Annotated in this window: 22 protein-coding genes and 1 pseudogene; 18 read left to right on the forward strand and 5 right to left on the reverse strand. The window is 71.1% G+C overall.

The features are described 5' to 3' along the window. The 6 genes and pseudogenes from GTW67_RS34140 to GTW67_RS34165 form a co-directional block, all read left to right on the forward strand. Positions 1–838: pseudogene (locus GTW67_RS34140) on the forward strand (MFS transporter); the annotation flags it as partial. A 47-nt stretch (positions 839–885) separates the two neighbouring features. After that, positions 886–1,542 carry a hypothetical protein gene (locus tag GTW67_RS34145; RefSeq protein ID WP_161168607.1) on the forward strand — a complete coding sequence of 219 codons (657 nt, stop codon included), beginning with the start codon at positions 886–888 and terminating at the stop codon, positions 1,540–1,542. A 93-nt stretch (positions 1,543–1,635) separates the two neighbouring features. After that, entirely contained in the window at positions 1,636–2,235 is a 600-nt protein-coding gene (locus GTW67_RS34150; RefSeq protein ID WP_524539854.1) for a GNAT family N-acetyltransferase, read from the forward strand. A gap of 69 nt (positions 2,236–2,304) precedes the next feature. Then, on the forward strand, positions 2,305–2,811 hold the full coding sequence (locus tag GTW67_RS34155; RefSeq protein ID WP_161168608.1) for a DinB family protein: 507 nt from the start codon (positions 2,305–2,307) through the stop codon (positions 2,809–2,811). Positions 2,812–2,854: 43 nt separating this feature from the next. Then, on the forward strand, positions 2,855–3,382 hold the full coding sequence (locus GTW67_RS34160; RefSeq protein ID WP_161168609.1) for a ferredoxin family protein: 528 nt from the start codon (positions 2,855–2,857) through the stop codon (positions 3,380–3,382). A gap of 156 nt (positions 3,383–3,538) precedes the next feature. Next, positions 3,539–4,423: an aldo/keto reductase gene (locus GTW67_RS34165; RefSeq protein WP_161168628.1), complete on the forward strand. Its 885-nt coding sequence runs from the start codon at positions 3,539–3,541 to the stop codon at positions 4,421–4,423. Between the two features lie 580 nt (positions 4,424–5,003). Here the strand turns inward: GTW67_RS34165 and GTW67_RS34170 are convergent. Beyond that, complete coding sequence (locus tag GTW67_RS34170) at positions 5,004–5,981, reverse strand: urea transporter (RefSeq protein WP_161168610.1); 978 nt, start codon at positions 5,979–5,981, stop codon at positions 5,004–5,006. Between the two features lie 871 nt (positions 5,982–6,852). Between GTW67_RS34170 and ftsZ the strand changes: the two genes are divergently transcribed. The 6 genes from ftsZ (at position 6,853) to divIVA (ending at position 11,869) form a co-directional block, all read left to right on the forward strand. Then, positions 6,853–8,055 carry a cell division protein FtsZ gene (gene ftsZ, locus GTW67_RS34175; RefSeq protein WP_161168611.1) on the forward strand — a complete coding sequence of 401 codons (1,203 nt, stop codon included), beginning with the start codon at positions 6,853–6,855 and terminating at the stop codon, positions 8,053–8,055. Next, complete coding sequence (gene pgeF, locus GTW67_RS34180) at positions 8,052–8,780, forward strand: peptidoglycan editing factor PgeF (RefSeq protein ID WP_161168612.1); 729 nt, start codon at positions 8,052–8,054, stop codon at positions 8,778–8,780. Before ftsZ ends, pgeF begins: the two co-directional genes overlap by 4 nt. 6 nt (positions 8,781–8,786) lie before the next feature. Continuing rightward, on the forward strand, positions 8,787–9,506 hold the full coding sequence (locus GTW67_RS34185; RefSeq protein WP_161168613.1) for a YggS family pyridoxal phosphate-dependent enzyme: 720 nt from the start codon (positions 8,787–8,789) through the stop codon (positions 9,504–9,506). Between the two features lie 129 nt (positions 9,507–9,635). After that, positions 9,636–10,277, forward strand: coding sequence for a cell division protein SepF (locus GTW67_RS34190; protein ID WP_161168614.1), 642 nt, complete (start codon positions 9,636–9,638; stop codon positions 10,275–10,277). A gap of 79 nt (positions 10,278–10,356) precedes the next feature. Next, positions 10,357–10,641: a YggT family protein gene (locus tag GTW67_RS34195; protein WP_161168615.1), complete on the forward strand. Its 285-nt coding sequence runs from the start codon at positions 10,357–10,359 to the stop codon at positions 10,639–10,641. A gap of 55 nt (positions 10,642–10,696) precedes the next feature. Beyond that, on the forward strand, positions 10,697–11,869 hold the full coding sequence (gene divIVA, locus GTW67_RS34200; RefSeq protein WP_161168616.1) for an apical growth/hyphal branching protein DivIVA: 1,173 nt from the start codon (positions 10,697–10,699) through the stop codon (positions 11,867–11,869). A 258-nt stretch (positions 11,870–12,127) separates the two neighbouring features. Here divIVA and ileS read toward each other — a convergent pair whose 3' ends face one another. Beyond that, positions 12,128–15,274, reverse strand: a complete 3,147-nt coding sequence (gene ileS, locus GTW67_RS34205) for an isoleucine--tRNA ligase (protein WP_161168617.1) — start codon at positions 15,272–15,274, stop codon at positions 12,128–12,130. Positions 15,275–15,833: 559 nt separating this feature from the next. Between ileS and GTW67_RS34210 the strand changes: the two genes are divergently transcribed. The 5 genes from GTW67_RS34210 (at position 15,834) to GTW67_RS34230 (ending at position 20,353) form a co-directional block, all read left to right on the forward strand. Beyond that, positions 15,834–16,544, forward strand: a complete 711-nt coding sequence (locus GTW67_RS34210; RefSeq protein ID WP_161168618.1) for a TraR/DksA family transcriptional regulator — start codon at positions 15,834–15,836, stop codon at positions 16,542–16,544. Between the two features lie 67 nt (positions 16,545–16,611). Then, positions 16,612–17,205, forward strand: a complete 594-nt coding sequence (gene lspA / locus GTW67_RS34215) for a signal peptidase II (protein WP_161168619.1) — start codon at positions 16,612–16,614, stop codon at positions 17,203–17,205. A gap of 57 nt (positions 17,206–17,262) precedes the next feature. Continuing rightward, complete coding sequence (locus GTW67_RS34220) at positions 17,263–18,207, forward strand: RluA family pseudouridine synthase (protein WP_161168620.1); 945 nt, start codon at positions 17,263–17,265, stop codon at positions 18,205–18,207. Continuing rightward, positions 18,204–18,677: a GNAT family N-acetyltransferase gene (locus tag GTW67_RS34225; RefSeq protein ID WP_161168621.1), complete on the forward strand. Its 474-nt coding sequence runs from the start codon at positions 18,204–18,206 to the stop codon at positions 18,675–18,677. The genes GTW67_RS34220 and GTW67_RS34225 overlap by 4 nt, the downstream gene beginning before the upstream one ends. A gap of 89 nt (positions 18,678–18,766) precedes the next feature. Next, entirely contained in the window at positions 18,767–20,353 is a 1,587-nt protein-coding gene (locus tag GTW67_RS34230) for a Na+/H+ antiporter (protein WP_161168622.1), read from the forward strand. A 27-nt stretch (positions 20,354–20,380) separates the two neighbouring features. Here the strand turns inward: GTW67_RS34230 and GTW67_RS34235 are convergent, their stop codons facing one another. Beyond that, entirely contained in the window at positions 20,381–21,505 is a 1,125-nt protein-coding gene (locus GTW67_RS34235) for a mechanosensitive ion channel family protein (protein WP_161168623.1), read from the reverse strand. A gap of 104 nt (positions 21,506–21,609) precedes the next feature. Here GTW67_RS34235 and GTW67_RS34240 point away from each other — a divergent pair, with 104 nt between their 5' ends. Further along, entirely contained in the window at positions 21,610–22,215 is a 606-nt protein-coding gene (locus GTW67_RS34240) for a dienelactone hydrolase family protein (RefSeq protein ID WP_161168624.1), read from the forward strand. On the opposite strand, the gene GTW67_RS34245 is transcribed toward GTW67_RS34240, so the two are convergent. Next, the gene (locus GTW67_RS34245) at positions 22,200–23,885 is read right to left on the reverse strand and encodes an alkaline phosphatase D family protein (RefSeq protein WP_161168625.1); all 1,686 of its coding nucleotides are present in this window, start codon (positions 23,883–23,885) and stop codon (positions 22,200–22,202) included. The two genes, GTW67_RS34240 and GTW67_RS34245, sit on opposite strands and share 16 nt — an antisense overlap. An 85-nt stretch (positions 23,886–23,970) precedes the next feature. Continuing rightward, positions 23,971–24,771, reverse strand: a complete 801-nt coding sequence (locus GTW67_RS34250) for a DsbA family protein (protein WP_161168626.1) — start codon at positions 24,769–24,771, stop codon at positions 23,971–23,973. Between the last annotated feature and the right edge of the window lie 239 nt (positions 24,772–25,010).

The following is a 25,010-nucleotide window of genomic DNA, read 5'->3' on the forward strand; positions in this document are numbered from 1 at the left end:
TACAACCGCCGCCACGCTGGTCCCTGCCGACAGGAAGGGACGCGCGCTCGCCGTGCTGCTCTCGGGCACCACGGTGGCCACGGTCGCCGGGGTTCCCGCAGGATCGGTGCTCGGCACCCTGCTCGGCTGGCAGGCCACGTTCTGGGCCGTCGCCGCGCTCTGCCTGCCCGCGGCCGCCGGCATCCTCACCGGAATCCCGGCGCGCCCCGCGGGAACGCAGAAGACCGACGGGCCGACCCTGCGAGCAGAACTCGCCCAGCTCACAAGTCCGCGATTGCTCCTGGTCATGCTGCTCGGCGCGCTGGTGAACGCGGCGACGTTCGCCGGCTTCACGTTCCTCGCGCCCCTCGTGACCGGCACCGCCGGGCTGGGCGAGCTGTGGATCTCCGTCGTCCTGGTGCTCTTCGGCGCCGGCTCCCTGGCCGGCGTCGTCGTCGCCGGACGGCTGTCCGACCAGCGTCCCGGCCTGGTCCTCGCGGTCGGTGGTCCGCTGCTGCTCATCGGCTGGCCGGCACTCGCCGTGCTGGCCGACCGGCCGGTCGCGCTGCTCGTCCTCGCGTTCGTCCAGGGGGCGCTGTCGTTCGCGCTGGGCAGCACACTGATCACAAGGGTCCTCTACGAGGCGACCGGAGCCCCCACCATGGCCGGCTCCTATGCGACCGCGGCACTCAACGTCGGCGCCGCCGCCGGACCGCTCGTCGCCGCGCCCACCCTCAACACCGCGGCCGGGGACCTCGGCCCGCTCTGGGCCGGCGCGCTCCTGGTCGCGGTCGCGCTTCTGATCGCGTTCCCCTTCCGCACGGTGGTCGCGGCTGACCGGAGCAGCCCGGCTGAAGCAGCACCTCAGAATGAGATCGCCCGCTTCCCTCGCGATACGGTGCTGTCATGTCGCCATCAGCCGAAACCGGATCAGTCTTGTCTCCCGTCACCGCGGACGACGTCGACCTTGCCGTGCGGCTCGCCGTGGACGTCCTCCGGGACGCACCGCCACAGGGGTGGGGCGGCAAGGCCGGTTCGCTGGAGTGGGACTGCTGGGAGACCGTCGAGCACCTCGTCAACGACCTGCTGTACTACGCCGTGCAGTTGGGGCCGCAGAGCCCGCCGCTGGACACCCATGTGCCTTTCGCGTTGCGGCAGAAGAGGCCGGACGGACCCATGGCCTTCGTCTACGCGGAGCGTGATGCGGGTCCGGCCGGCCTGGTGCAGGTGCTGGAGGCGTGCGGCGCGCTGCTGGTCGCCATGGTGCGTACGACGCCGCCCCAGGTCCGCGCCCACCACGCCGCCGGGGTGTCCGACCCCGAAGGCTTCGCCGCGCTGGGCCTCCAGGAGACGCTGGTGCACATGCACGACGTGGCGGAAGGCTTCGGGCTCGCCTGGACCCCGCCCTCCGCTCTCTGCTCGCGGGTACTCGCCCGTCTGTTTCCGGAGGCTCCGGACGGCGCGGATCCCTGGCGCACCCTGCTGTGGGCCACCGGCCGCGCCGAACTGCCGGGGTACCCCCGTCTCACCACATGGCGCTCGGACAGCACACCGCGGACATAGGAGCGGATCGGCTTCAGCCGCGAGCAGACTGATGGGAAGCCTGGTACGCAATTGCCTCGCACCTGAGCCGCCTCGCGATCTACCCTCGCGGCCATGACGTCACACGATGCACCTGACGGCTCCATGATCACCCCCGGTGGCACTGGCCTGTTGATCCGGGAAGAGACGGCTGACGACCACCGAGAGGTGCGCGAGGTCCACACGCGTGCCTTCGGCGCCGGCGAGCGGGTCCCCGGGCTCGTGGACGCACTACGCACTGCCGATGCGGCCCTGGCGCCGATGTCCTTCGTCGCCGTCGTCGACGACCGGGTCGTCGGGCACGTGCTGCTGAGCGCGGCACGGTTGGACGCGCCGCGCCGGATCGTGGACGTCCTGTCGCTGTCACCGCTGGGTGTGCTCCCGGAGTTCCAGCGTCAGGGCATCGGTACGCGGCTCATCGCCCACGCCCTGGAGGCCGCCGACAGCCAGGGTGTGCCGCTGGTGTTTCTGGAGGGCTCGCCGCACTACTACGGCACGCGCGGCTTCCAGGGCGCCGGCGCGGCGGGCTTCCGTTCGCCGTCGCTGCGTATCCCCGAAGCCGCCTTCCAGGTCGCCCGGTTGTCCGCGCACGAGCCGTGGATGACGGGGACCTTCGTCTACTCGGAAACCTTCTGGGCCCTTGACTGCGTCGGCCTGCGCGATCCCGAGGACTGAGGCGGGCCGCGACTCGACCCGAGTCAAATGACTCGACATGGGTCGCAGTGATCGGAGACGCTTCGCGCGATGACAAGAATCGACGACACACCTCCCGCGTGGGACGAGCGCACCCAGCTCACCACGTTTCTCGACTACGCACGCGACACCGCCCGCGCCAAGTGCGAAGGCGTCTCCGCGGAGAACGCCCGCAGGGCGCTCCTGCCGGGCTCACCGCTGATGACCATGAGCGGAGTGATCAACCACCTCCGCTGGGTCGAGTACTACTGGTTCCAGGTGATCTTCCTCGGCGAGGAGGACCGGGCCCCCATGACGGACGAGGACCCCGACCGCGAGATGCGGATCGCCGTCGACTTCCCGCTCACGCAGCTGCTCGACGAATACGCCGAACAGAGCGCCCGCTACCGCGAACTGGTCGCCGGGAACGACCTCGACAAGCAGGCCCAGGGAACCATCCGCAACGGCCTCCACGTCGACCTGCGCTGGATCCTCATCCACCTCACCGAGGAGACGGCCCGCCACAACGGCCACCTGGACATCCTGCGCGAAATCCTCGACGGCACGACCGGCTACTAGGCCGTGTCCGGTGAATCGTCCAGGACAGGGCTAACCTTCCGCCGTGGACGTCTACTTCGATCCGGTGCCCCTGCTCGACGACGCGCGAGGGACGTTCCGCGGACAGTGGTCGGACCGGAAGTGGCTCAATGTGCCCGGGCCGTTCTACGGGGCCGACACCGACAACTGCGGCACAGGCCGCATCCACGCCCCCGGGCTCGTGCTCTACGAGGCCGACTACTTCACCGAGTACGTGTACCGGCAGCCCCGGACGCCGCGGGAGCTACAGCAACTGGTCGACGCGGCGGAGGCCGAGGCGTTCTCCGGCTACGGCTGCGATGGCGACACTCACTGGACCCCGTCAGCGGTCCGGGAATGGTGGCGCGACCGAGGGCGGATCAGCGAGTATCTGGCGCACCGGCGAGCCGACTGGGAGGCCGACGACGCGAAGGCAGGGCAAGGCGTGGCCGCCGCTGCCGTGAACTACGCCGCGTACCTCGACGGCGAGCTGGCATCGCACCTGCGCGTCTACCTCTACTGGCTCGAGCAGCGACGTTCTCCCACAGCCGCGGACCGGCTGCCGCAGCTCTGACGGCGGTGACGTAGCAGTCGCGGAGCCAGAGACGGTTCACGCAGTCTCTGTCACCAGGGCAGGAGAGGATTTCCGGTATTCGTCAACGCGCACCCGCCAGGCCACCGGAGAGGCTGCTGATCACGATGACTTGCTGGCGCGGACGCCAGCCGGGACATCATCAAGCAGGCTCTTGAGGCCGGCGTCAACTTCCTCGACACGGCCAACGGGTACAGTGCCGGAAGCAGCGAGGAGATCGTCGGTCAGGCGGTCAGGGACTTCGCCCGGCGCGAGGAGGTCGTTCTCTCCACCAAGGTCTGGATGCGGATGCGCCCCGGCCCGAACGGCGCCGGGCTGTCCCGCAAGGCGATCTTCGCCGAGCTCGACGCCTCCCTGAAGCGACTGGGGACCGACTACATCGACCTGTACCAGATCCACCGCTGGGACTACGACACCCCGATCGAGGAAACTCTCGAGGCGCTGCACGACGCGGTCAAGTCCGGGAAGGTCCGTTACATCGGCGCCTCTTCCATGTACGCCTGGCAGTTCACCAAGGCCCTGTACCTGGCTGACCTGAACGGCTGGACCCGGTTCGTGTCGATGCAGGACCACTACAACCTCATCCACCGAGAAGCAGAGCGGGAGATGCTCCCGCTCTGCGCCGACCAGGGCATCGGCGTGATCCCGTGGAGCCCACTGGCGCGGGGCAGGCTGACGCGGGTCCGGGAGACCGTCACGGCGCGTGCCGCAACACATCCGGGCGGCAAGATCCTCTACCGCGACGGGGACCAGGCAGTGGCCGAGCGCGTCCACGAGATCGCGGGCAAGCGGGGTCTGTACCCGGCCCAGGTCGCGCTGGCCTGGGTCATGCGCAACCCGGTGGTGACCTCGCCCATCGTCGGGGTCACCAAGCCGGCCCAACTGGCCGACGCCCTCGCCGCGGTGGACGTCGAACTCGACGCAGACGAGGCCGCCTACCTGGAGGAGCCCTACCAGCCGCACGAGGCCGCCTACCTGGAGGAGTCCTTCTACAAGCGGCAGCCTACGGCGGGCTCCCGGTAGCCCGGGCTGCCGCCGGGCCTTCTGCGAGTCCTTGGCCCCGGCCTTCACAGCCCTGTGGTCGGCCCGGCGGTGCTTGAGGGCGGCCGCGCGCAACTGCATGATCTGAGCGCTGCCCCGCCAGGGTGCTGAGCACGGCGGAACACCGGCTCGGTCACGTGCTCCATCTCGCCGCTGACCCCCGTCACCAGACAACGGCAGGAGGCAATCGCCTGAACCGACGGACCAGCCATGCTCTCCCAACCAGCCCCGGCACACCGCGCGGAGTCACGGCGAGAGCCCGACGACACTCTGCACGAGACCTTCTCCCTGGCCGGCGCCGCGCCGTCCAACTCCAACGTCGGCAGGTAAGCGCCGGCGTCGGCGGCCAGTCGCGGCCCGCCGTCGCCGAGAACAGCGCGGTTCCGTTTCAGCCGGTTGATCCCCCACTCCACGGTGTGGCGGTCCTTGTAGTCGTCTCGGTCGCGGGGTGGATCTTGTTCCAGGATCCGCTTCCATGTGCCGTCGCGCTGCCGGCGGCGGAACAGGTCGTAGACCAGGTCCCAGCGCGGGCCAGCCCGGGTCCGCCAACGTGTCCCGTCGATCAACTGCCGACGCGCCCACGTCCGTGGCCTCCCCGCTGGCGGCAGCGGCTCCAGCCGTGCGGGCCGGTCAGCCGCGGGAACGCGCGGGCAGCGGCGAGGAAGCCGAGTGTCGTCAGCACGAACGGCCAGGTGAAGGCACGGCCGCCGGACGGAGCGAGCAGCGCGGCGATGGCGGGTGTCAGAGCCGTCGCGGTCGCCGCGCCGAGCAGGGCGTACAGCAGCGTGGCCGGCGCCGCCGGCAGGAACACCCCGCACAGCGCGAGCGCGACCAGCACCGCGTTGTAGCCCATGGTGCCGTCGGCGATCCGCTCGGCCGGCGCCCCGAGCGCCCAGGCGGTCACGATGCCCGTCACGCTGCCCGCGCAGGCGATCAGCCCGGCCGTCCGGCTCGCCAGGAAGACGCCCGCGAGCAACAGCGCCCCCACGTGCCACCGCTCCAGGAAGAAGAGCTGGGACACGTTGTGGAGGAACGCCCGCGCCAGATGGGGCAGGTGCAGGGCGGTCGGCCCGGAGGCCGAGCCGGGCAGCGCGGCGAGGCCGTCGCCGTACGGCTGGATCCGCCGGAAGGCGGGCGCGGCGACGTTCACCGCGACCGCCAGCAGGCAGTACGGCAGGGTCAGCGGCGGCAGGTCCCAGACGCTCAGCAGACGCACCGCCGCCGCCGTGCCGACGGTGACCACGACGCAGCCCGCGGCGGCGAGCAGCGCCGTGGCCGGCCGGTCCTGGCCGAGCAGGACGGCGAGGCAGAGGGCGAGCAACGCGGAGTTGAAGCCCTCAAGACCCGCCTCCTGCCGGTCGCGTGGCACACCGAGCCAGCGGGCGGTCGACGTGCCCAGTGCCGCGCCGCCCAGCGCGTACGCGGCATACCGCCAGTCGGCCATGCACAGGGCCACGGCGAACGCGGCCCCCGTCCACGGGTTCGCCTGGAACACCACTTGGCCCACGCCGCGCAGCACTTGCGTGCAGAAGCCCGGCATGTGTGCCGGACACCACCACCGTGCCCGTACCGACCGTCGCACGTTCCGCCCCCTCAGCCACTTATTCCGTGAGGCGATATTAACTTTCCGTAATACGGTATCCGCTAGTGGATGAAAGCCCGGGTGGTGGCATCCCGCCGGGCTGTTCGGGGAAGACTGTTGCCACGACCAGCCGACTCATCGCTGGAAATCAACGAAACCGCGGGCGAAACCTGCTGCCCAACGCCATTGCGGGGAGCACATAGTGGAGCCACACAGCACTGATCGATTGAGCACTCTGGAGCAAGCGGCCGTGACGACCGTGTACAGCGAACCTTCCACCGAGCGTGTCCCCGGGCGGGCCTGGACCGTCCGGATCGTCGGCCACGGCCGATCCTCCGCCTCGGTCACTTGCAGCACGACGGCCTGCCGGATGCCGGCCCGCTCGGAGGACCTCGCCGCGCTGCGGGCGTTCGCCGCCCGGCACGCCGCCGCCCACGCGAAGGCGGCCACCGTCCGCCCCAACGCCTGGTGCCACTGCGGCGCCCGACGCACGGCACTTCGACGTGAGCGTTCCCACCGCCCCGGCGTCATCGGGGAGTTGACGGGTATACGTGCAGGCCAGCACCCTGGTTGGGCAGCGCTACGGCTGATCACATAGGGTGAAAAGAAAAACGGGAGGTTCGGCGTGTTCGTTGAACGCGCGCCACTTGTCGACTTAGTGTCCTGTTCAGAAGACTCCAAGGAACAGACACACTGGTAACCCTAAACTTCAGCGTTAGGGTTCGGGTCGGCGCTACGGACCGTCCCATTCGGCATCAGTCGTCGGGTTACGGGGCACCAGTGCTCCGGTCATCCGACGACACGTAACTCGAGGCGAGAGGCCTTCGACGTGGCAGCACCGCAGAACTACCTCGCAGTCATCAAAGTCATCGGTGTCGGCGGCGGTGGTGTCAATGCCATCAACCGGATGATCGAGGTCGGTCTCAAGGGCGTCGAGTTCATCGCCATCAACACCGACGCGCAAGCTCTGTTGATGAGCGACGCCGACGTCAAGCTCGACGTCGGCCGCGAACTCACCCGCGGACTCGGCGCCGGAGCCAACCCGGCCGTCGGCCGCAAGGCCGCCGAGGACCACCGCGAGGAGATCGAGGAGGTCCTCAAGGGGGCCGACATGGTCTTCGTGACGGCCGGTGAGGGCGGCGGCACCGGCACCGGCGGGGCACCCGTCGTGGCCAACATCGCCCGCTCGCTCGGTGCCCTCACCATCGGCGTGGTCACGCGCCCGTTCACCTTCGAGGGACGGCGCCGCGCCAACCAGGCCGAGGACGGCATCGCGGAACTCCGCGAAGAGGTCGACACCCTCATCGTCATCCCCAACGACCGGCTGCTGTCCATCTCGGACCGCCAGGTCAGCGTGCTCGACGCGTTCAAGTCCGCCGACCAGGTGCTGCTCTCCGGTGTGCAGGGCATCACCGACCTCATCACCACGCCGGGCCTGATCAACCTCGACTTCGCCGACGTCAAGTCGGTCATGTCCGAGGCCGGTTCGGCCCTCATGGGCATCGGCTCGGCCCGCGGCGACGACCGCGCGGTGGCCGCGGCCGAGATGGCGATCTCCTCGCCGCTCCTGGAGGCGTCCATCGACGGCGCCCGCGGCGTGCTGCTCTCCATCTCCGGCGGCTCCGACCTCGGCCTGTTCGAGATCAACGAGGCCGCCCAGCTGGTCAGCGAGGCCGCGCACCCCGAGGCCAACATCATCTTCGGCGCGGTCATCGACGACGCCCTCGGCGACGAGGTGCGGGTCACCGTGATCGCGGCCGGCTTCGACGGGGGCCAGCCGCCGGCCAAGCGGGACAACGTCCTCGGCTCGGCCTCGGCCAAGCGCGAGGAACCCGCCCCGGCCCGGCAGCCCGAGAGCCGCCCGTCCTTCGGCTCGCTCGGCAGCGTCAAGCCGAAGGAGGAGCCGGAGCCGGTCCCCGCACCCGAGCCGGTCAACGACCTCCCGCCGGTCGCCCCGCCGCCGGTCCCGCCGTCCCGGACCTACTCGGACAGCGCGGCCGAGGAACTGGACGTGCCGGACTTCCTGAAGTGATAGGACAGCGCGACACCGTGAACGGCGCGCACTTCGGCTTCACCGACCGGTGGGGCGGAGTGAGCGCCGTTCCGTACGAGGAGCTCAACCTCGGCGGCGCGGTCGGTGACGACCCGGCCGCCGTGACGGCCAACCGCGCACTGGCCGCCAGGACGCTGGGCGTCGACCCGGCGCGCGTGGTCTGGATGAACCAGGTGCACGGCGCCGGCGTCGCCGTCGTCGACGGGCCCTGGGGAGACCGGCCGGTGCCGAGCGTCGACGCGGTCGTCACCGCCGAACGCGGTCTCGCCCTCGCCGTCCTCACCGCCGACTGCGTGCCCGTCCTGCTCGCGGACCCCGTGGCAGGCGTCGCCGCCGCGGCCCACGCGGGCCGGCCCGGCCTGGTCGCCGGGGTCGTCCCCGCCGCCGTACGGGCGATGACGGAGCTGGGCGCCGACCCCGCCCGGATCGTCGCCCGCACCGGACCCGCCGTGTGCGGCCGGTGCTACGAGGTGCCGGAGGAGATGCGGGCCGAGGTCGCCGCCGTCGAACCGGCGGCGCACGCGGTGACGAGCTGGGGCACTCCGGCCCTCGACGTGAGCGCCGGGGTGCACGCGCAGCTCGAACGGCTCGGGGTGTGCGACCTGGCGCAGTCGCCGGTGTGCACCCGGGAGTCGAAGGACCACTTCTCGTACCGACGCGACCGCGCCACCGGGCGGCTCGCGGGCTATGTCTGGCTGGACTGATGGGGCATGACGGACCGTAAGAGCGAACTCGCCGGGAACCTGGCGAAGGTGGAAGAGCGCATCGCCGCCGCGTGCGAGGCCGCGGGCCGCCCCCGCGACGAGGTGACCCTGATCGTGGTCACCAAGACCTACCCGGCCGACGATGTGCGCATTCTCTCCGGACTCGGCGTGCGCCACGTCGCCGAGAACCGCGACCAGGACGCGGCACCGAAGGCCGCCGCCTGCTCGGATCTGCCGCTTTCGTGGCATTTCGTCGGCCAGTTGCAGACCAACAAGGTGCGGTCGGTGGTCGGTTACGCGGATGTCGTGCAATCCGTCGACCGCGCCAAGCTCGTCACGGCCCTGTCGAAGGAGGCGGTGCGGGCCGGACGCGAGGTCGGCGTCCTGCTCCAGGTCGCCCTCGACGCGGGGGAGAGCGCGCGTGGCGAGCGCGGCGGCGTCGCGCCCGCGGGAATCGAAGAGTTGGCCGACCTCGTCGCCGGATCGGACGGGCTTCGGCTCGACGGCCTGATGACGGTGGCGCCGCTCACCGGCGAGTACGCCGGACGCCAACAGGCGGCGTTCGAGCACCTCATGGATTTGTCGACCCACCTGCGCCGAGCCCATCCGGCTGCGAACATGGTTTCCGCAGGGATGAGTGCGGACCTCGAACAGGCCGTGGCCGCCGGAGCGACACATGTACGCGTCGGCACCGCGGTACTCGGAGTCCGACCCAGGCTCGGGTAACGTCGCCAAGAAGTCGGACCACAGCAGAAAATATGGTCATTACCGCCGAAAGGCGGAGGCAACGACCTTGTGGATCGCAGGCATTTGGCAGTCGTCAGCCGATCCACCACAGAGCGGAGGACTCAGAGCATGGCCGGCGCGATGCGCAAGATGGCGGTCTACCTCGGCCTCGTGGAGGACGATGGGTACGACGGCCGGGGCTTCGACCCCGACGACGACTTCGAACCCGAACTGGACCCGGAGCCCGAGCGGGACCACCGGCGGCACGAACCGGTGCACCAGTCACATGGTTCACATCAGCCGCAAAGGGACGAAGAGGTAAGAATCGTCCAACCGCCCGTGCAGCGCGAGCCGGTGCCCCGTTCCGCTTCGCTCGGGGCGGAATCGGGCCGCCCGGCGCGCATCGCGCCCGTGGCATCCATCACACAAGAACGCGCAAGCCTGGAAAAGAGCGCACCGGTCATCATGCCCAAGGTCGTGTCCGAACGAGAGCCCTACCGGATCACCACACTTCACCCCCGGACCTACAACGAGGCCCGTACCATCGGGGAACACTTCCGTGAGGGCACGCCGGTGATCATGAATCTCACTGAGATGGATGACACAGATGCGAAGCGACTTGTCGACTTTGCGGCCGGTTTGGTGTTTGGTCTTCACGGCAGTATCGAGCGGGTGACGCAGAAGGTGTTCCTGCTGTCTCCTGCTAACGTCGATGTCACGGCGGAGGACAAGGCCCGCATCGCAGAGGGCGGGTTCTTCAACCAGAGCTGAGACGCACGACCGGTTAGAGCAAGAGCACGGATCCGAGGGCGGGTCCGAAAGATGGTTCAGGGGAGAGGGAAGCACAGGGATGAGCGTGTTCCTGGATGTCGTCTACATCGCGTTGATGTGCTTCCTCATCGTGCTCATCTTCCGGTTGGTCATGGACTACGTCTTCCAGTTCGCCCGCTCGTGGCAACCCGGCAAGGCGATGGTGGTCGTTCTGGAGGCCACCTACACTGTCACCGATCCACCGTTGAAGCTTCTGCGGCGGTTCATCCCGCCGCTGCGTCTCGGGGGCGTGGCGCTCGACCTGTCCTTCTTCGTACTGATGATCATCGTCTACATCCTGATCTCGATCGTGAGCCGGCTGTGAGCGATGAGAGAGATACGGGCTTGCCGAATGCCGACGACTACGTTGAGGTGAAGAGATGCCGTTGACCCCTGAGGACGTGCGGAACAAGCAGTTCACGACCGTCCGCCTCCGAGAAGGCTATGACGAGGACGAGGTCGATGCCTTCCTCGACGAGGTCGAAGCCGAACTGACCCGGCTGCTCCGCGAGAACGAGGACCTGCGCGCCAAACTGGCCGCGGCGACGCGCGCGGCTGCGCAGAACCAGCAGAACATGCGCAAGCCCCCGGAACCGCCGCAGGATCAGCAGCCCCCGCAGCATCAGGGGCACCCGCAGCAGCAGGGCATGCCGCAGCAGGGCATGCGAGGTCCCGGCGCTCCGGTGCCCGCCGGCATATCGGGCCCGCCGCAGCAGCAGATGGGTGGCCCCATGGGTGGCCCGCCCCAGCTGCCGAGCGGTGCCCCGCAGTTGCCCGCCGGCCCCGGCGGACAGGGCGGCCCGCAGGGTCCCGGCCCGATGGGTCAGGGTCCGGGGCCGATGGGCCAGGGCCCGGGTCCGATGCAGGGCCAGATGGGTCCCGGTCCGATGGGCGGCCCCATGGGCGGTCCGCAGGGCCCCGGTGGCCCCGGCATGCCCGGTCAGGGTGGTCCCGGCGGCGACAGTGCCGCCCGTGTCCTCTCGCTGGCCCAGCAGACCGCCGACCAGGCGATCGCCGAGGCCCGCTCCGAGGCCAACAAGATCGTGGGCGAGGCGCGTTCGCGTGCCGAGGGTCTGGAGCGGGACGCCCGTGCCAAGGCCGACGCCCTAGAGCGGGACGCGCAGGAGAAGCACCGCGTCGCGATGGGCTCGCTGGAGTCCGCTCGCGCCACGCTGGAGCGCAAGGTCGAGGACCTGCGCGGCTTCGAGCGCGAGTACCGGACGCGGCTGAAGTCGTACCTGGAGTCGCAGCTGCGTCAGCTGGAGACCCAGGCGGACGACTCGCTCGCCCCGCCGCGTACTCCCGCGACGGCTTCGCTGCCGCCGTCCCCGGCGCCCTCGATGGCTCCGGCCGGTGCGAGTGCGCCGTCCTACGGTGGCAACCAGTCGATGGGCAGCGGGCCGGGGCAGTCCGGTCCGTCCTACGGCGGGCAGCAGCAGATGTCGCCGGCGATGACCCAGCCGATGGCGCCGGTGCGGCCGCAGGGGCCGTCGCCGATGGGGCAGGCGCCTTCGCCTATGCGGGGGTTCCTGATCGATGAGGACGACAACTGAGTTGTAGTACGGCGTAGCCTCTGGCGGCGTTCAGGGCGGGCCCCGGGTTTCTTACCCGGGGCCCGCCCTTGTTGTCTGCGCGGGTTGTTGGTGCGGGGTGTTGGGGTGGGCCGGGGGTGGGTGTCGCGGCCCGGCGTTGCGGGGTGCCGCTGCGCCCACCCGTGCCGCCCCAGCGGCACGATTGCCCGCAGCTAGGGCGACGGTACGACGAAAGGCCCGGCTCCCTCTGGTTGAGGGGCCGGGCCTTTGCTGTGCTTCTTACTGCTTGCGCAGGCGGAAGGTGAGGGTCAGGCCCTCGTCCGTGAACGGGGTGCCGTACGTGTCGTCTGCCTCGGTCTGGGCGAAGTCCGTTGCGAGGACCTCGTCGGCGATCAGGCCGGCGTGCTCCGTGAGCGCGGCGGCCGTCGCCGGGTCCGTGGCCGTCCAGCGCAGCGCGATGCGGTCGGCGACGTCCAGGCCGCTGTTCTTGCGGGCCTCCTGGATCAGGCGGATCGCGTCACGGGCCAGGCCCGCACGGCGCAGCTCCTCCGTGATCTCCAGGTCGAGGGCGACCGTCGCACCCGAGTCGGAGGCGACCGACCAGCCCTCGCGCGGCGTCTCCGTGATGATCACCTCGTCGGGAGCGAGGGCGACCGTCTCCCCGTCGATCTCGACCGACGCCGTGCCCTCGCGCAGCGCGAGGGACAGCGCGGCGGCGTCCGCGGCGGCGACCGCCTTGGCGACGTCCTGGACGCGCTTGCCGAACCGCTTGCCCAGCGCACGGAAGTTGGCCTTCGCCGTCGTGTCGACCAGGGAGCCGCCGACCTCGCTCAGCGACGCGAGGGACTCGACGTTCAGCTCCTCCGTGATCTGCGCGTGCAGTTCGGGGGAGAGGGTGTCGAAGCCCGACGCGGCGATCAGCGCGCGGCGCAGCGGCTGCCGCGTCTTGACGCCCGACTCCGCGCGCGTGGCGCGGCCCAGTTCGACCAGGCGGCGCACCAGCACCATCTGCTTCGACAGCTCCGGGTCGATCGCCGACAGGTCGGCCTCCGGCCAGGAGGACAGGTGCACCGACTCCGGGGCGCCCGGGGTGACCGGCACGACCAGGTCCTGCCAGACCCGCTCCGTGATGAACGGGGTCAGCGGGGCCATGAGCCGGGTGACCGTCTCGACGACCTCGTGCAGCGTGCGCAGCGCGGCCTTGTCGCCCTGCCAGAAGCGGCGGCGCGAGCGGCGGACGTACCAGTTGGACAGGTCGTCGACGAACGCGGACAGCAGCTTGCCGGCGCGCTGGGTGTCGTAGCTCTCCAGGGCCTGCGTCACCTGGTCGGTGAGCGCGTGCAGTTCGGACAGCAGCCAGCGGTCCAGCACCGGGCGCTCGGCCGGGGCCGGGTCGGCCTCGCTCGGCGCCCAGCCGGAGGTGCGGGCGTACAGGGCCTGGAAGGCGACCGTGTTCCAGTAGGTGAGGAGCGTCTTGCGGACGACCTCCTGGATGGTGCCGTGGCCGACGCGGCGGGCCGCCCACGGGGAGCCGCCGGCCGCCATGAACCAGCGCACGGCGTCGGCGCCGTGCTGGTCCATCAGCGGGATCGGCTGGAGGATGTTGCCCAGGTGCTTGGACATCTTGCGGCCGTCCTCGGCGAGGATGTGGCCGAGGCAGACCACGTTCTCGTACGAGGACTCGTCGAAGACCAGGGTGCCGATCGCCATCAGCGTGTAGAACCAGCCGCGGGTCTGGTCGATGGCCTCGCTGATGAACTGGGCCGGGTAGCGGGACTCGAAGAGTTCCTTGTTCTTGTACGGGTAGCCCCACTGCGCGAACGGCATCGAACCCGAGTCGTACCAGGCGTCGATGACCTCGGGCACGCGCACCGCTTCGAGGGAGCAGCCCTCGTGGGTGCAGGTGAAGGTCACGTCGTCGATGTACGGGCGGTGCGGGTCGAGCGCGGACTGGTCGGTGCCGGTCAGCTCGGACAGCTCGGCGCGCGAGCCGACGACGGTGAGGTGATCGTCCTCGCAGCGCCAGATCGGCAGCGGGGTGCCCCAGTAGCGGTTGCGGGACAGCGCCCAGTCGATGTTGTTGTTCAGCCAGTCGCCGTACCGGCCGTGCTTGACCGAGTCCGGGAACCAGTTGGTCTTCTCGTTCTCCTGGAGGAGACGGTCCTTGATCGCCGTGGTGCGGATGTACCAGGACGGCTGCGCGTAGTAGAGCAGCGCGGTGTGGCAGCGCCAGCAGTGCGGGTAGCTGTGCTCGTACGGGAGGTGCTGGAAGAGCAGGCCGCGGGCGTCCAGGTCCTCGGTGAGCTGCTCGTCGGCCTTCTTGAAGAAGACGCCGCCGACCAGCGGGAGGTCCTCCTCGAAGGTGCCGTCCGGGCGGACCGGGTTGACGACCGGCAGGCCGTAGGAGCGGCAGACCTTGAGGTCGTCCTCACCGAAGGCGGGGGACTGGTGGACGAGGCCGGTGCCGTCCTCCGTGGTCACGTAGTCCGCGTTCACCACGTAGTGCGCGGGCTCCGGGAACTCGACCAGCTCGAAGGGGCGCTGGTACGTCCAGCGCTCCATCTCCGCGCCGGTGAAGGTCTGGCCGGTGGTCTCCCAGCCCTCGCCGAGGGCCTTCTCCACCAGCGGCTCGGCGACGACCAGCTTCTCCTCGCCGTTCGTCGCGACGACGTAGGTGACGCCGGGGTGCGCGGCGACCGCGGTGTTGGAGACCAGCGTCCAGGGGGTGGTCGTCCAGACCAGCAGCGCGGCCTCGCCGGCCAGCGGGCCGGAGGTCAGCGGGAAGCGGACGTAGACGGAGGGGTCGACGACCGTCTCGTAGCCCTGCGCCAGCTCGTGGTCGGACAGGCCGGTGCCGCAGCGGGGGCACCAGGGGGCGACGCGGTAGTCCTGGACCAGCAGGCCCTTGCCGAAGATCTCCTTCAGCGACCACCACACCGACTCGACGTACTCCGGGTCCATCGTCCGGTAGGCGTCGTCGAGGTCGACCCAGTAGCCCATGCGGGTCGTGAGCTCGGCGAAGGCGTCGGTGTGCCGGGTCACGGACTCGCGGCACCTGGCGTTGAACTCGGCGATGCCGTACGCCTCGATGTCCTGCTTGCCGGAGAAGCCCAGCTCCTTCTCCACCGCCAGCTCGACCGGCAGACCGTGGCAGTCCCAGCCGGCCTTGCGGCCCACGTGGTACCCGCGCATGGTGCGGAAGCGGGGGAAGACGTCCTTGAAGACGCGCGCCTCGATGTGGTGCGCTCCGGGCATGCCGTTGGCGGTGGGCGGGCCCTCGTAGAACACCCACTCGGGGCGGCCCTCGGACTGCTCCAGGCTCTTGGCGAAGATCTTCTGCTCACGCCAGAAGTCGAGCACCGCGTGTTCGAGCGCGGGCAGGTCGACCTGGGCGGGCACCTGGCGGTACTGCGGCTGCGTATTCAACGAGCTTCCTCCGGCGGACGTGCTGCCTTCCGTCGGAGGGACGAGAGCGAGGCTCCCGCGGTACCACCCTCCTTGGCTTCCCGGTGCGTCGTGTGCGCCGGTGAGCCCCCTCATTGGGGTCGCGAACCGGGTCTACTCGCCGTGACCTCTCGGTCACCGCTTTCTTCCGGCGGCTCCGGGGTGATCTTCGCGTCGCGCTCGCCCCCGGGCTCACACCGTCCCCGGGTCGCTCTGGGCTGCGTACGCCGCTACTCGTCCCCATCCACGCTTTTCGCTCCGCCCAGTGTACGGCGCCGCGCGGACGGCGGCCGACCGGTTTAGCGGCGGACGGGACTGACCCGAATGCCGGGCTCCGGCGTCCGGCCCCCGGCGGGCCCGGCCGGGAGCGGGACCGGCGGATTACCCGGCGGGGAGCTGGGCACAACGCATGCATGCTCGACACGCGGCGCGTGGTGGGCGGTGGACCGGGCGGCGTGCCCCGTTGCCGCGGGACCCGAGTCGATTTATCGTCCCAGCACGATTCGCGAGCAAGATCACAATATGTGAAGGGGCCGCGGCCATGGTGGCGAAGAAGACCGCCGTAGAGCAGTCGGAGGCGACTGCGCCGAAGTCCGCTGCCGGGAAGACGACGGCCAAGCGGGCGACGGCCGCGGAGAAGAAGACCGCGTCGGCGAAGAGCACCGCGAAGAAGGCCGCGGCGAAGAAGAGCCCGGTGAAGAAGAGCACGGCCAAGAAGAGCACGGCGAAGCAGGCGGGCGCGGCCGAGGCCGCGGAGCAGACGGGAGCCACGACGGTGGTTGCGAAGAAGACTCCTGGCACGGCCACGGCGGCCAAGTCCGCGGTTCCGAAGGCGCGCGGCGTCGCCGCAGAGCCCGGCGACCTCGCGGTACGCCCCGGCGAGGACCCCTGGACCCCGGCGGAGGTCGAGGAGGCCCGCGGGGAACTCCAGTCCGAGGCGGACCGGCTGCGCACCGAGATCGACCAGTCGGAGCGGTCCCTTCAGGGCCTGATGCGGGACTCCGGGGACGGCGCCGGCGACGACGAGGCGGACACCGGCACCAAGAACATCACGCGCGAGCACGAACTGGCGCTGGCCGCCACCGCGCGCGACGTGCTCACCCAGACCGAGCGCGCCCTCGAACGCCTCGACGCGGGCACCTACGGCCTGTGCGAGAACTGCGGCGAGCCCATCGGGAAGGCGCGCATGCAGGCCTTCCCGCGGGCCACCCTGTGCGTCGAGTGCAAGCAGAAGCAGGAACGCCGGTACTGAGCCGCGGCCGGGGCCGGGGCGTGCCGTACCCTCGTCCTCAGTCAGGTACCTAGGCTGAGGGACTCACGTGGCAGAGGCGGAGCGCATCATCGGTACGCCGGACACCCCGGACGCGGCGGGGGACGGGCAGGAGCGGTCCGACGCCGAGCAGGCACGGCCGCCGGAGCGCCCCCGGGGCAGGCGCCGGATCGCCGTGCTGTTCGCGGTCGCCGTGTTCGCGTACCTGCTCGACCTGGGCAGCAAGATGCTGGTGGTCGCCAAGCTGGAGCACCACGAGCCCGTGGAGGTCGTCGGGGACTGGCTGCGGTTCGCGGCGATCCGCAACGCGGGCGCGGCCTTCGGCTTCGGCGAGGCCTTCACCGTCATCTTCACGGTGATCGCGGCCGCCGTCATCGTCGTGATCGCCCGCCTCGCGCGCAAGCTGTACAGCCTGCCGTGGGCGATCGCGCTCGGCCTGCTGCTCGGCGGGGCGCTCGGCAACCTCACCGACCGGATCTTCCGCTCGCCCGGCGTCTTCGAGGGCGCGGTCGTGGACTTCATCGCCCCCAAGCACTTCGCCGTGTTCAACCTCGCCGACTCGGCGATCGTCTGCGGCGGCATCCTGATCGTGCTCCTCTCCTTCCGCGGCCTGGACCCGGACGGGACCGTCCACCGGGACTGAGCGCCCCGTGCCGGACGGGCGTGCGGGAGTGTCCGCCCCGTCCGGCATACTCGACGGGTGAGCACGCTTCCCGAGATCCGTACCCTGCCCGTGCCCGACGGCCTGGAGGGCGAGCGCGTCGACGCCGCCATCTCCCGCATGTTCGGCTTCTCCCGTACCAAGGCCGCGGAGCTCGCCGCGGCGGGCAAGGTGCAGGTCGACGGATCGGTGGTCGGCAAGTCCGAGCGCGTCCACGGCGGCGCCTGGCTGGAAGTCGAGATGCCGCAGGCGCCCGCGCCGGTGCAGATCGTCGCCGAGCCCGTCGAGGGCATGGAGATCGTGCACGACGACGAGGACGTGGTCGTCATCGTCAAGCCGGTCGGCGTCGCCGCCCACCCGTCCCCGGGCTGGAACGGCCCGACCGTCATCGGGGGCCTCGCCGCCGCCGGGTACCGCATCTCCACCTCCGGCGCCGCCGAGCGCCAGGGCATCGTGCACCGCCTCGACGTGGGCACCTCGGGCCTGATGGTGGTGGCGAAGTCGGAGCGGGCGTACACCTCGCTCAAGCGCCAGTTCAAGGAGCGCACGGTCGACAAGCGCTACCACACGCTCGTGCAGGGCCACCCCGACCCGACCAGCGGCACCATCGACGCCCCCATCGGCCGCCACCCCCAGCACGACTACAAGTGGGCGGTCACCGCCGAGGGCAAGCCCTCCGTCACGCACTACGACCTGATCGAGGCGTTCCGCGCCGCGTCCCTGCTCGACGTGAAGCTGGAGACCGGCCGCACCCACCAGATCCGCGTCCACATGGCCGCCCACCGCCACCCCTGCGTCGGTGACCTCACCTACGGCGCCGACCCGACCCTCGCCAAGCGGCTGGGCCTGACCCGCCAGTGGCTGCACGCCGTACGGCTCGGCTTCGAGCACCCCGGCACCGGCGACTGGGCCGAGTTCGCCAGCGACTACCCGGCGGACCTCCAGCAGGCCCTGGACCGGGTCCGCGAGGAGACCTACGTATGAGCACCCCCGCCTACCAGGTGCGCGTCGCCGACGACCCGGCCGACCGGGAGGCGTGCTTCGCGGTGCGCAAGGACGTCTTCGTCGCCGAGCAGAAGGTCCCGGAGGACATCGAGTACGACGCGTACGACGCCGGCGCCGTGCACGTCCTCGCGGTCCGGGAGGACGGCGTGCCGCTCGGCACCTCGCGGCTGCTGCACGGCGCGGCCGCCGCGGCGAAGAACGGCGACGGGGACCCGGCCGTCGGGTCCCTCGGACGGCTCGCCGTCGTCCGGGACGCCCGCGGACTGGGCGTCGGGGCCGCGCTGGTGCGCGCCGTCGAGGACACGGCACGCGCGCGGGGACTCACCGCCGTCGACCTGCACGCGCAGACGCACGCCCTGGGTTTCTACGAGCGGCTGGGGTACCAGGCCTACGGACCGGAGTTCCCCGACGCGGGGATACCCCACCGGGCGATGCGGCGCGTCCTGTAGGAGCCGAGCCGGACCGGCTGGTGGGGCCGGTGGCATGGCAGGCTTGAGGCTCGCCGTGTGAACGCCCAGACCCCACCGGAGCGGTGACCGTGGATCAGTTGGCCCTGTTGTTCATGCTGCTGCTCGGGGCCCTGCTGAGCGTCCCCGTCGGGGACCGGCTCGGGCTTCCGGCGCCCGTCCTGATGACGGTCCTCGGCATCGTCCTGGCGCTGCTCGACTTCGTGCCCAACGTCGACATCCCGCCGGAACTCATCCTGCCCGCGCTGCTTCCGCCGCTGCTGTACGCGGCCGTGCGGCGCACCTCCTGGCGGCAGTTCGCGGCCAACAAACGCCCCATCTTCCTGCTGGCCGTCGCGCTGGTCTTCGTCACCACGGCCTGTGTGGCCACCGTGGCCCACGCGATCGTGCCGGGCCTGCCGGTCGCCGCCGCCTTCGCGCTCGGCGCGCTCGTGGCACCGCCCGACCCCGTGGCGGCGACCGCCGTCGCGGGCCGGCTGGGACTGCCGCGGCGCCTGGTGTCCATCCTGGAGGGCGAGGGCCTCTTCAACGACGTGACGGCCATCGTCCTCTACCACGTGGCCATCGCCGCGGCCGTCAGCGGTTCGTTCTCGCCCTGGCAGGCCGGGCTCGACCTGGTGCTGTCCGCCGTCGTCGCCGTCGCGGTGGGCCTCGCGCTGGGCTGGGCCGCCAACAAGCTCCTGGACGTGCTCGGTGACGCCACCCTGCAGATCGGGCTGACCCTGCTCGTGCCCTACCTGTCCTACGTGCTGGCCGAGGAACTCCACGGCTCCGGCGTCCTCGCCGTGCTCACCACCGCCATGTTCCTCGCCGAGTACGCCGTCGGCGCCGACGACGTGATGACCCGGCTCGCCGGCCACACCGTCTGGGACGTCGTCGACACCCTCGTCACCGGCGTCGCCTTCGGCCTGATCGGGCTGGAGCTGCACAACGCCCTCCAGACGGCCTCCGGGCGGTGGACCGAGCTGCTGGGCTGGGCCGGGGCGGTCGCCGGCGTGGTGATCCTCGTCCGGCTGGCGTGGCTGCTGCCGGCCACCTGGCTGACGCAGCGGCTGCACGCCCGGCGCGACCACGACGAGGACATCCCGACCAGCTGGCGGGAGACCGTCGTCATGTGGTGGTCCGGGATGCGCGGCGTCGCCTCGGTGGCGCTGGCCCTCGCCATCCCGCTGGAGACGGCGGACGGCTCCCCCTTCCCGAACCGGGAGGAGATCGTCTTCATCGCCTTCGGGGTGATCATGGTGACGCTGCTGCTCCAGGGCCTGACCCTGCCCTGGCTGGTGGGCAGGCTCGGGGTGCGGTCGAACACCGAGCGCGAGCAGGACTACGAGAAGGCGCTCGCCGTGCGCGCGGCGAAGGCGGCCAAGCAGCGGCTCAAGGAGATCGAGGCCGTCGAGGACCTGCCCGAGGAGCTGTCCGAGCAGATGCTGCGGCGGGCCTTCGACATCGGCATACGGATCAGCCCGGACATCGGCGACGAGGAACGGCGCGAGGCGCAGCTCCAGCGGGCCCGGCGGCTGAAGCGGATCCGCCGCATCCAGGGCGAGATGCTCAGCGCCGCCCGCCACGAGGTGCTGGCGGCACGCAGCGAGGCCGGAGCCGACCCGGAGATCGTCGACCGGGTGCTGCGCCACCTGGACGTCCGCAGCCTGCGCTGACCGGGCCGCCCGGGCGGCGCCCCCGGGTCACAGGGACTTGCGCGACTGGTGCGGGAAGCGGCGGACCTCCCCGTCCGGTGAGCGCCGGGCGTGCGGGAAGCCGTCGTGGCCGGGGCGCCGGTCCGCGTCCGAGGTGTTGACGCGGGGCAGGGCGTACGGGTGCTCGTCGGTCAGCCAGCGGATCATCTGCTCGCGCACCTCGACCCGCACCGTCCAGATGTCGTCCGCGTCCTTGGCCGTCACCAGCGCCCGCACCTGCATGGTGTTCGGGGTGGTGTCCGTGACGGTCAGGTTGTACGCCCGCCCGTCCCAGGCCGGGCAGCCGCGCAGGATGTCCCGCAGCCGCTCGCGCATCGCGTCCAGCGGGGCGGTGTGGTCGAGGTGCCAGTAGACGACGCCGGTCATCTGCGGGGTGCCCCGCGACCAGTTCTCGAACGGTTTGGACGTGAAGTACGACACCGGCATCGTGATCCGGCGCTCGTCCCAGGTGCGCACGGTCAGGAACGTCAGCGTGATCTCCTCGACGGTGCCCCACTCGCCGTTCACCACGACCGTGTCGCCGATGCGCACCATGTCGCCGAAGGCGATCTGAAGCCCCGCGAACAGGTTGCCCAGGGTGGACTGGGCGGCGACACCGGCGACGATGCCGAGGATGCCGGCCGAGGCCAGCAGGGAGGCGCCCGCCGTGCGCATCGCCGGGAACGTCAGCAGCATCGACGACACGGCGACGACGCCGACGACCGCGGAGACCACCCGCCTGATCAGCGACACCTGGGTGCGCACCCGCCGCACCCGGGCGGGGTCGCGCTGGGCGTGGGCGTGCGCGTAGCGGGAGTACGACGTCTCGACGACGGCCCCGGCGATCCGGATCACCAGCCAGGCCGCCGAGCCGATCAGCACCAGCGTCAGCGTGCGGCCGACCCCCTCGTGGTGCTCCGGGAACACCCGGGCCTCCACGTAGGTCCCTCTCAGCAGCGCCGTGCACAGCGCTACCTGGTAGGGGATGCGGGCGCGGCGCAGCAGCCCCCACAGGGGCGTCTCGGGGTGCCGTCCGTCGGCCTTGCGCAGCAGCAGGTCGGTGGCCCATCCGATGACCAGGGTCAGCAGGACGGAGCCGCCGACCACGATCAGTGGGCGGAGTATGGTCTCCATCCCTCGAACGTAACCGGAGCGGCCGGACGTGAACCTGTGACCTGTGTCCCGCCCCGGGCGCCGCCGCCCGTCGCGCTGTCACACCCGGCTGGCACCATGGCCTCATGAACATCGTGCTCTTTCACTCGACCCACGGCCTGAGGCCCGCGGTGCGGCAGGCCGCCGACCGCCTGCGCGACGCCGGGCACCAGGTCTGGACCCCGGACCTCTTCGAGGGGCGGACGTTCGGCACGGTCGAGGAGGGCATGGCGTACCAGGACGAGGCGGGCCGGGAGGAGCTGCTGAAGCGGGCCGTGCTGGCCGCCGCGCCCTACTCGGAGCGCGGGCTGGTGTACGCCGGGTTCTCGCTCGGCGCCTCCGTCGCCCAGACCCTCGCCCTCGGCGATCACCGGGCCCGCGGGCTGCTGCTCCTGCACGGCACCTCGGACATCGCCGCCAACGCGTCGGTGGACGACCTGCCGGTGCAGCTGCACGTCGCCGAGCCGGACCCGTTCGAGACGGACGACTGGCTCAGCGCCTGGTACCTCCAGATGGGCCGGGCCGGCGCCGACGTCGAGGTGTACCGGTACGCGGGCGCGGGACACCTCTACACCGACCCCGACTCGCCGGACTACGACGAGGAGGCGGCCGAGGCCACCTGGCGGGTGGCGCTCGGCTTCCTCGACTCGCTGGGGCGGGAGGACGCGGACGCGCCTCAGACGGGGGAGTAGACCCGCTCGACGCGCTGCGTGCCGCTGCGCGTGCGGTAGGAGCGCGCCCACGTGGAGCGGGCCTGCGGGTCGGTGCGGTCGGAGACGACGTAGTAGTCCATCTGCGCCCGCTCGGCGGTGACGTCGAGGACGCCGTAGCCGTGCCGGTCGGTGTCGACCCAGTGGACGTGCCGGTTGGCGGCCCGGATGACCGGCGCGGCGACGGCCGACACGGTGCCCTCGGGCACCTTGACGATGTCGTCGAGGTTGTCGGAGGTCACCGAGGTGACGACGAACTCGGTGGCCGCCGAGCCGGACAGCGGGTACGTGGCGGCGTTGTACGGCACGTCGTTGGCCCACGCCATGTGGATGTCGCCGGTGAGGAACACGGTGTTGCGGATCGCGTTGGCGCGCAGGTGGGCCAGCAGTTCGCGGCGGTCGTCGGTGTAGCCGTCCCACTGGTCGGTGTTGAGGGCGAGGCCCTCCCTCGGCAGGCCGAGCAGTTCGGCGAGCGGCCTCAGCAGCTCGGCGGGGAGCGAGCCGACCGCGAACGGCGACATCATCACCGGGTTGCCGACCAGCCGCCAGGCCGTGTCGGAGGCCTTCAGGCCGGTCTTGAGCCAGTCGAGCTGGGCGCGGCCGGTCAGGGTGCGGTCCGGGTCGTCGACGTCGCCGTTGCCGAGGGCCACCTGCTGCGAGCGGAACGAGCGCAGGTCGAGGAGCGACAGGTCGACGAGCTTGCCGAAGCGCAGCCGGCGGTAGGTGGTGCCGGCGATCGCCGGGCGTACCGGCATCCACTCGAAGTAGGCCTGCTTCGCGGCGGCCTGACGCGCCGTCCAGGCGCCCTCGGCGCCCTCGGTGTGGTTCTCGGCGCCGCCCGACCAGGTGTCGTTGGCGAACTCGTGGTCGTCCCAGATGGCCACCACGGGCGCCACCGCGTGCAGCGCCCGCAGGTCGGGGTCGGTCTTGTACCGGCCGTGCCGGGTCCGGTAGTCGGCGAGGGTGACGATCTCGTGGGTGGGCGCGTGCTGCCGTACGACGGTGTCGCGGGTGCCGTACTCGCCGGTGCCGTACTCGTAGATGTAGTCGCCCAGGTGCAGCCAGGCGTCCAGGTCGCCGCGCGCCGCGAGATGCCGGTACGAGGAGAAGTGGCCGGCCTCCCAGTTGGCGCAGGAGACCACGCCGAAGCGCAGGCCCGTGACGGCCGCGTCGGCCGCGGGGGCGGTCCGGGTGCGGGCGACGGCGGAGTCGGTGGGGCCCGCGGAGAAGCGGTACCAGTAGTCCGTGGCGGGGGCGAGGCCCCGGATGTCGGCCTTGACCGTGTGGTCGGAGGCGGCGGTCGCGGTGAGGGACCCCTTGGCGACGATGTTCGTGAGCGCCTTGTCGGTGGCGACGACCCAGCTCACCTCGGTGTCCGGGCCGATGCCGGAACCGGGTACGGCCTCGGGCACCGGTGTCACCCGGGTCCACAGCAGGACGCCGTCGGGCAGCGGGTCGCCGGAGGCGACGCCGTGCAGGAAGGCGGGGGCCGCGTCGGCGGCACCGGCGGGCAGCGCGGCGGCGAGCGGCGCGGCGAGGACGGCTCCGGCCGCCGCGGCCTTGACGACCGCCCGGCGGCTGGGCGCGCGGGAACCGGCGCGCTCGGCTGTCGAGGGAAGGGTCTCATCGGATGATCTGTGTCGACTGGTCACGGCCGATCAGGTTACTGATCGGTATGCGCGCGAGCGGGCGAACTCGCAAAAGTTCGCCCGCTCGTCGACTGCCCGGTTCCCCGGGTTACTTGGAGACGCCCGCGTCCTTGAGCGCCTTCTGCCAGTCGTCGGCCGTGCTCGGGTTCTCGATCACCTTGTCGTTGATCTTGATGGTCGGGGTCGACCGGACGCCCTCGGAGTCGTCGAAGGACTTGCTCATGCGCATCGCCCACGCGTCGTAGGTGCCCTGCTTCACGGCGTCCTGGAACTTCTTGTTGTTCTTCAGGGCGTCGACCGTGTTCGCCACCTTGATCAGGTAGTCGTCCTTCGCGAAGTCGTCGGACGTCTCCTCCGGGTGGTACTCGGCGGAGTACAGCGCGGTCTTGTAGTCGAGGAACGCGTCCGTGCCGACGTTCAGCGCGGCGCCGAGCGCGCTGAGGGCGTTCTTCGAGCCCTCGCCGCTGAGGTTGCCGTCGAGGAAGGTGCCGATCGTGAAGGACAGCTTGTAGTCGCCGTCCTCCATGCCCTTGTTGATGGTCTCGCCGAGGTTCTGCTCCAGGGAGGCGCAGGCCGGGCAGCGCGGGTCCTCGTAGAGGTGGATCACGTTGTCCGTCTTTGAGTCGCCCGCCACGATGGTGGTGCCGTCCTTGCCGGAGGTGTTGGCCGGGGCCACCACCTTCGCCTCGGCGGCCTTCTCCCACCCGGTGGGCTTGTTCATCTGCACGACGGCGTAGCTGATGCCGCCGGCTATCGCCAGGATGCCGACGACGGAGCCGGCCACGATGGCCTGCCGCTTGGCCTTGTCGCGCTTGGCCTGGCGCTCGCGCTCCTCGCGCAGGCGCTCACGGGCCGCCGTCTTCGCCGCCTGGCTGTTCCGCTTGCTCATGGTGGTGTTCTCTCCGGGGACGCGCACACGGGGGTGTGCGGAATGGGTTCTGGGGCTGGCTGTCGGCGCTCGGTGACCGAGGGGTCACACGAGAGCGGGCGACAGCGGTGGCCCGCGCCGTCCCAGGGAGTGCGTGAGGATCCGCTCGCGGGCGCCCGTGGTGCGGCGGGCCGCCGGGGCCGGGCGGCGCACCGCCGGGGTCCGGCGGACGGCCACGGCCGCGACGGCGAGCAGCAGCG

Source organism: Streptomyces sp. SID5910 (assembly GCF_009862125.1).
In the GTDB taxonomy this organism is placed as follows: domain Bacteria; phylum Actinomycetota; class Actinomycetes; order Streptomycetales; family Streptomycetaceae; genus Streptomyces.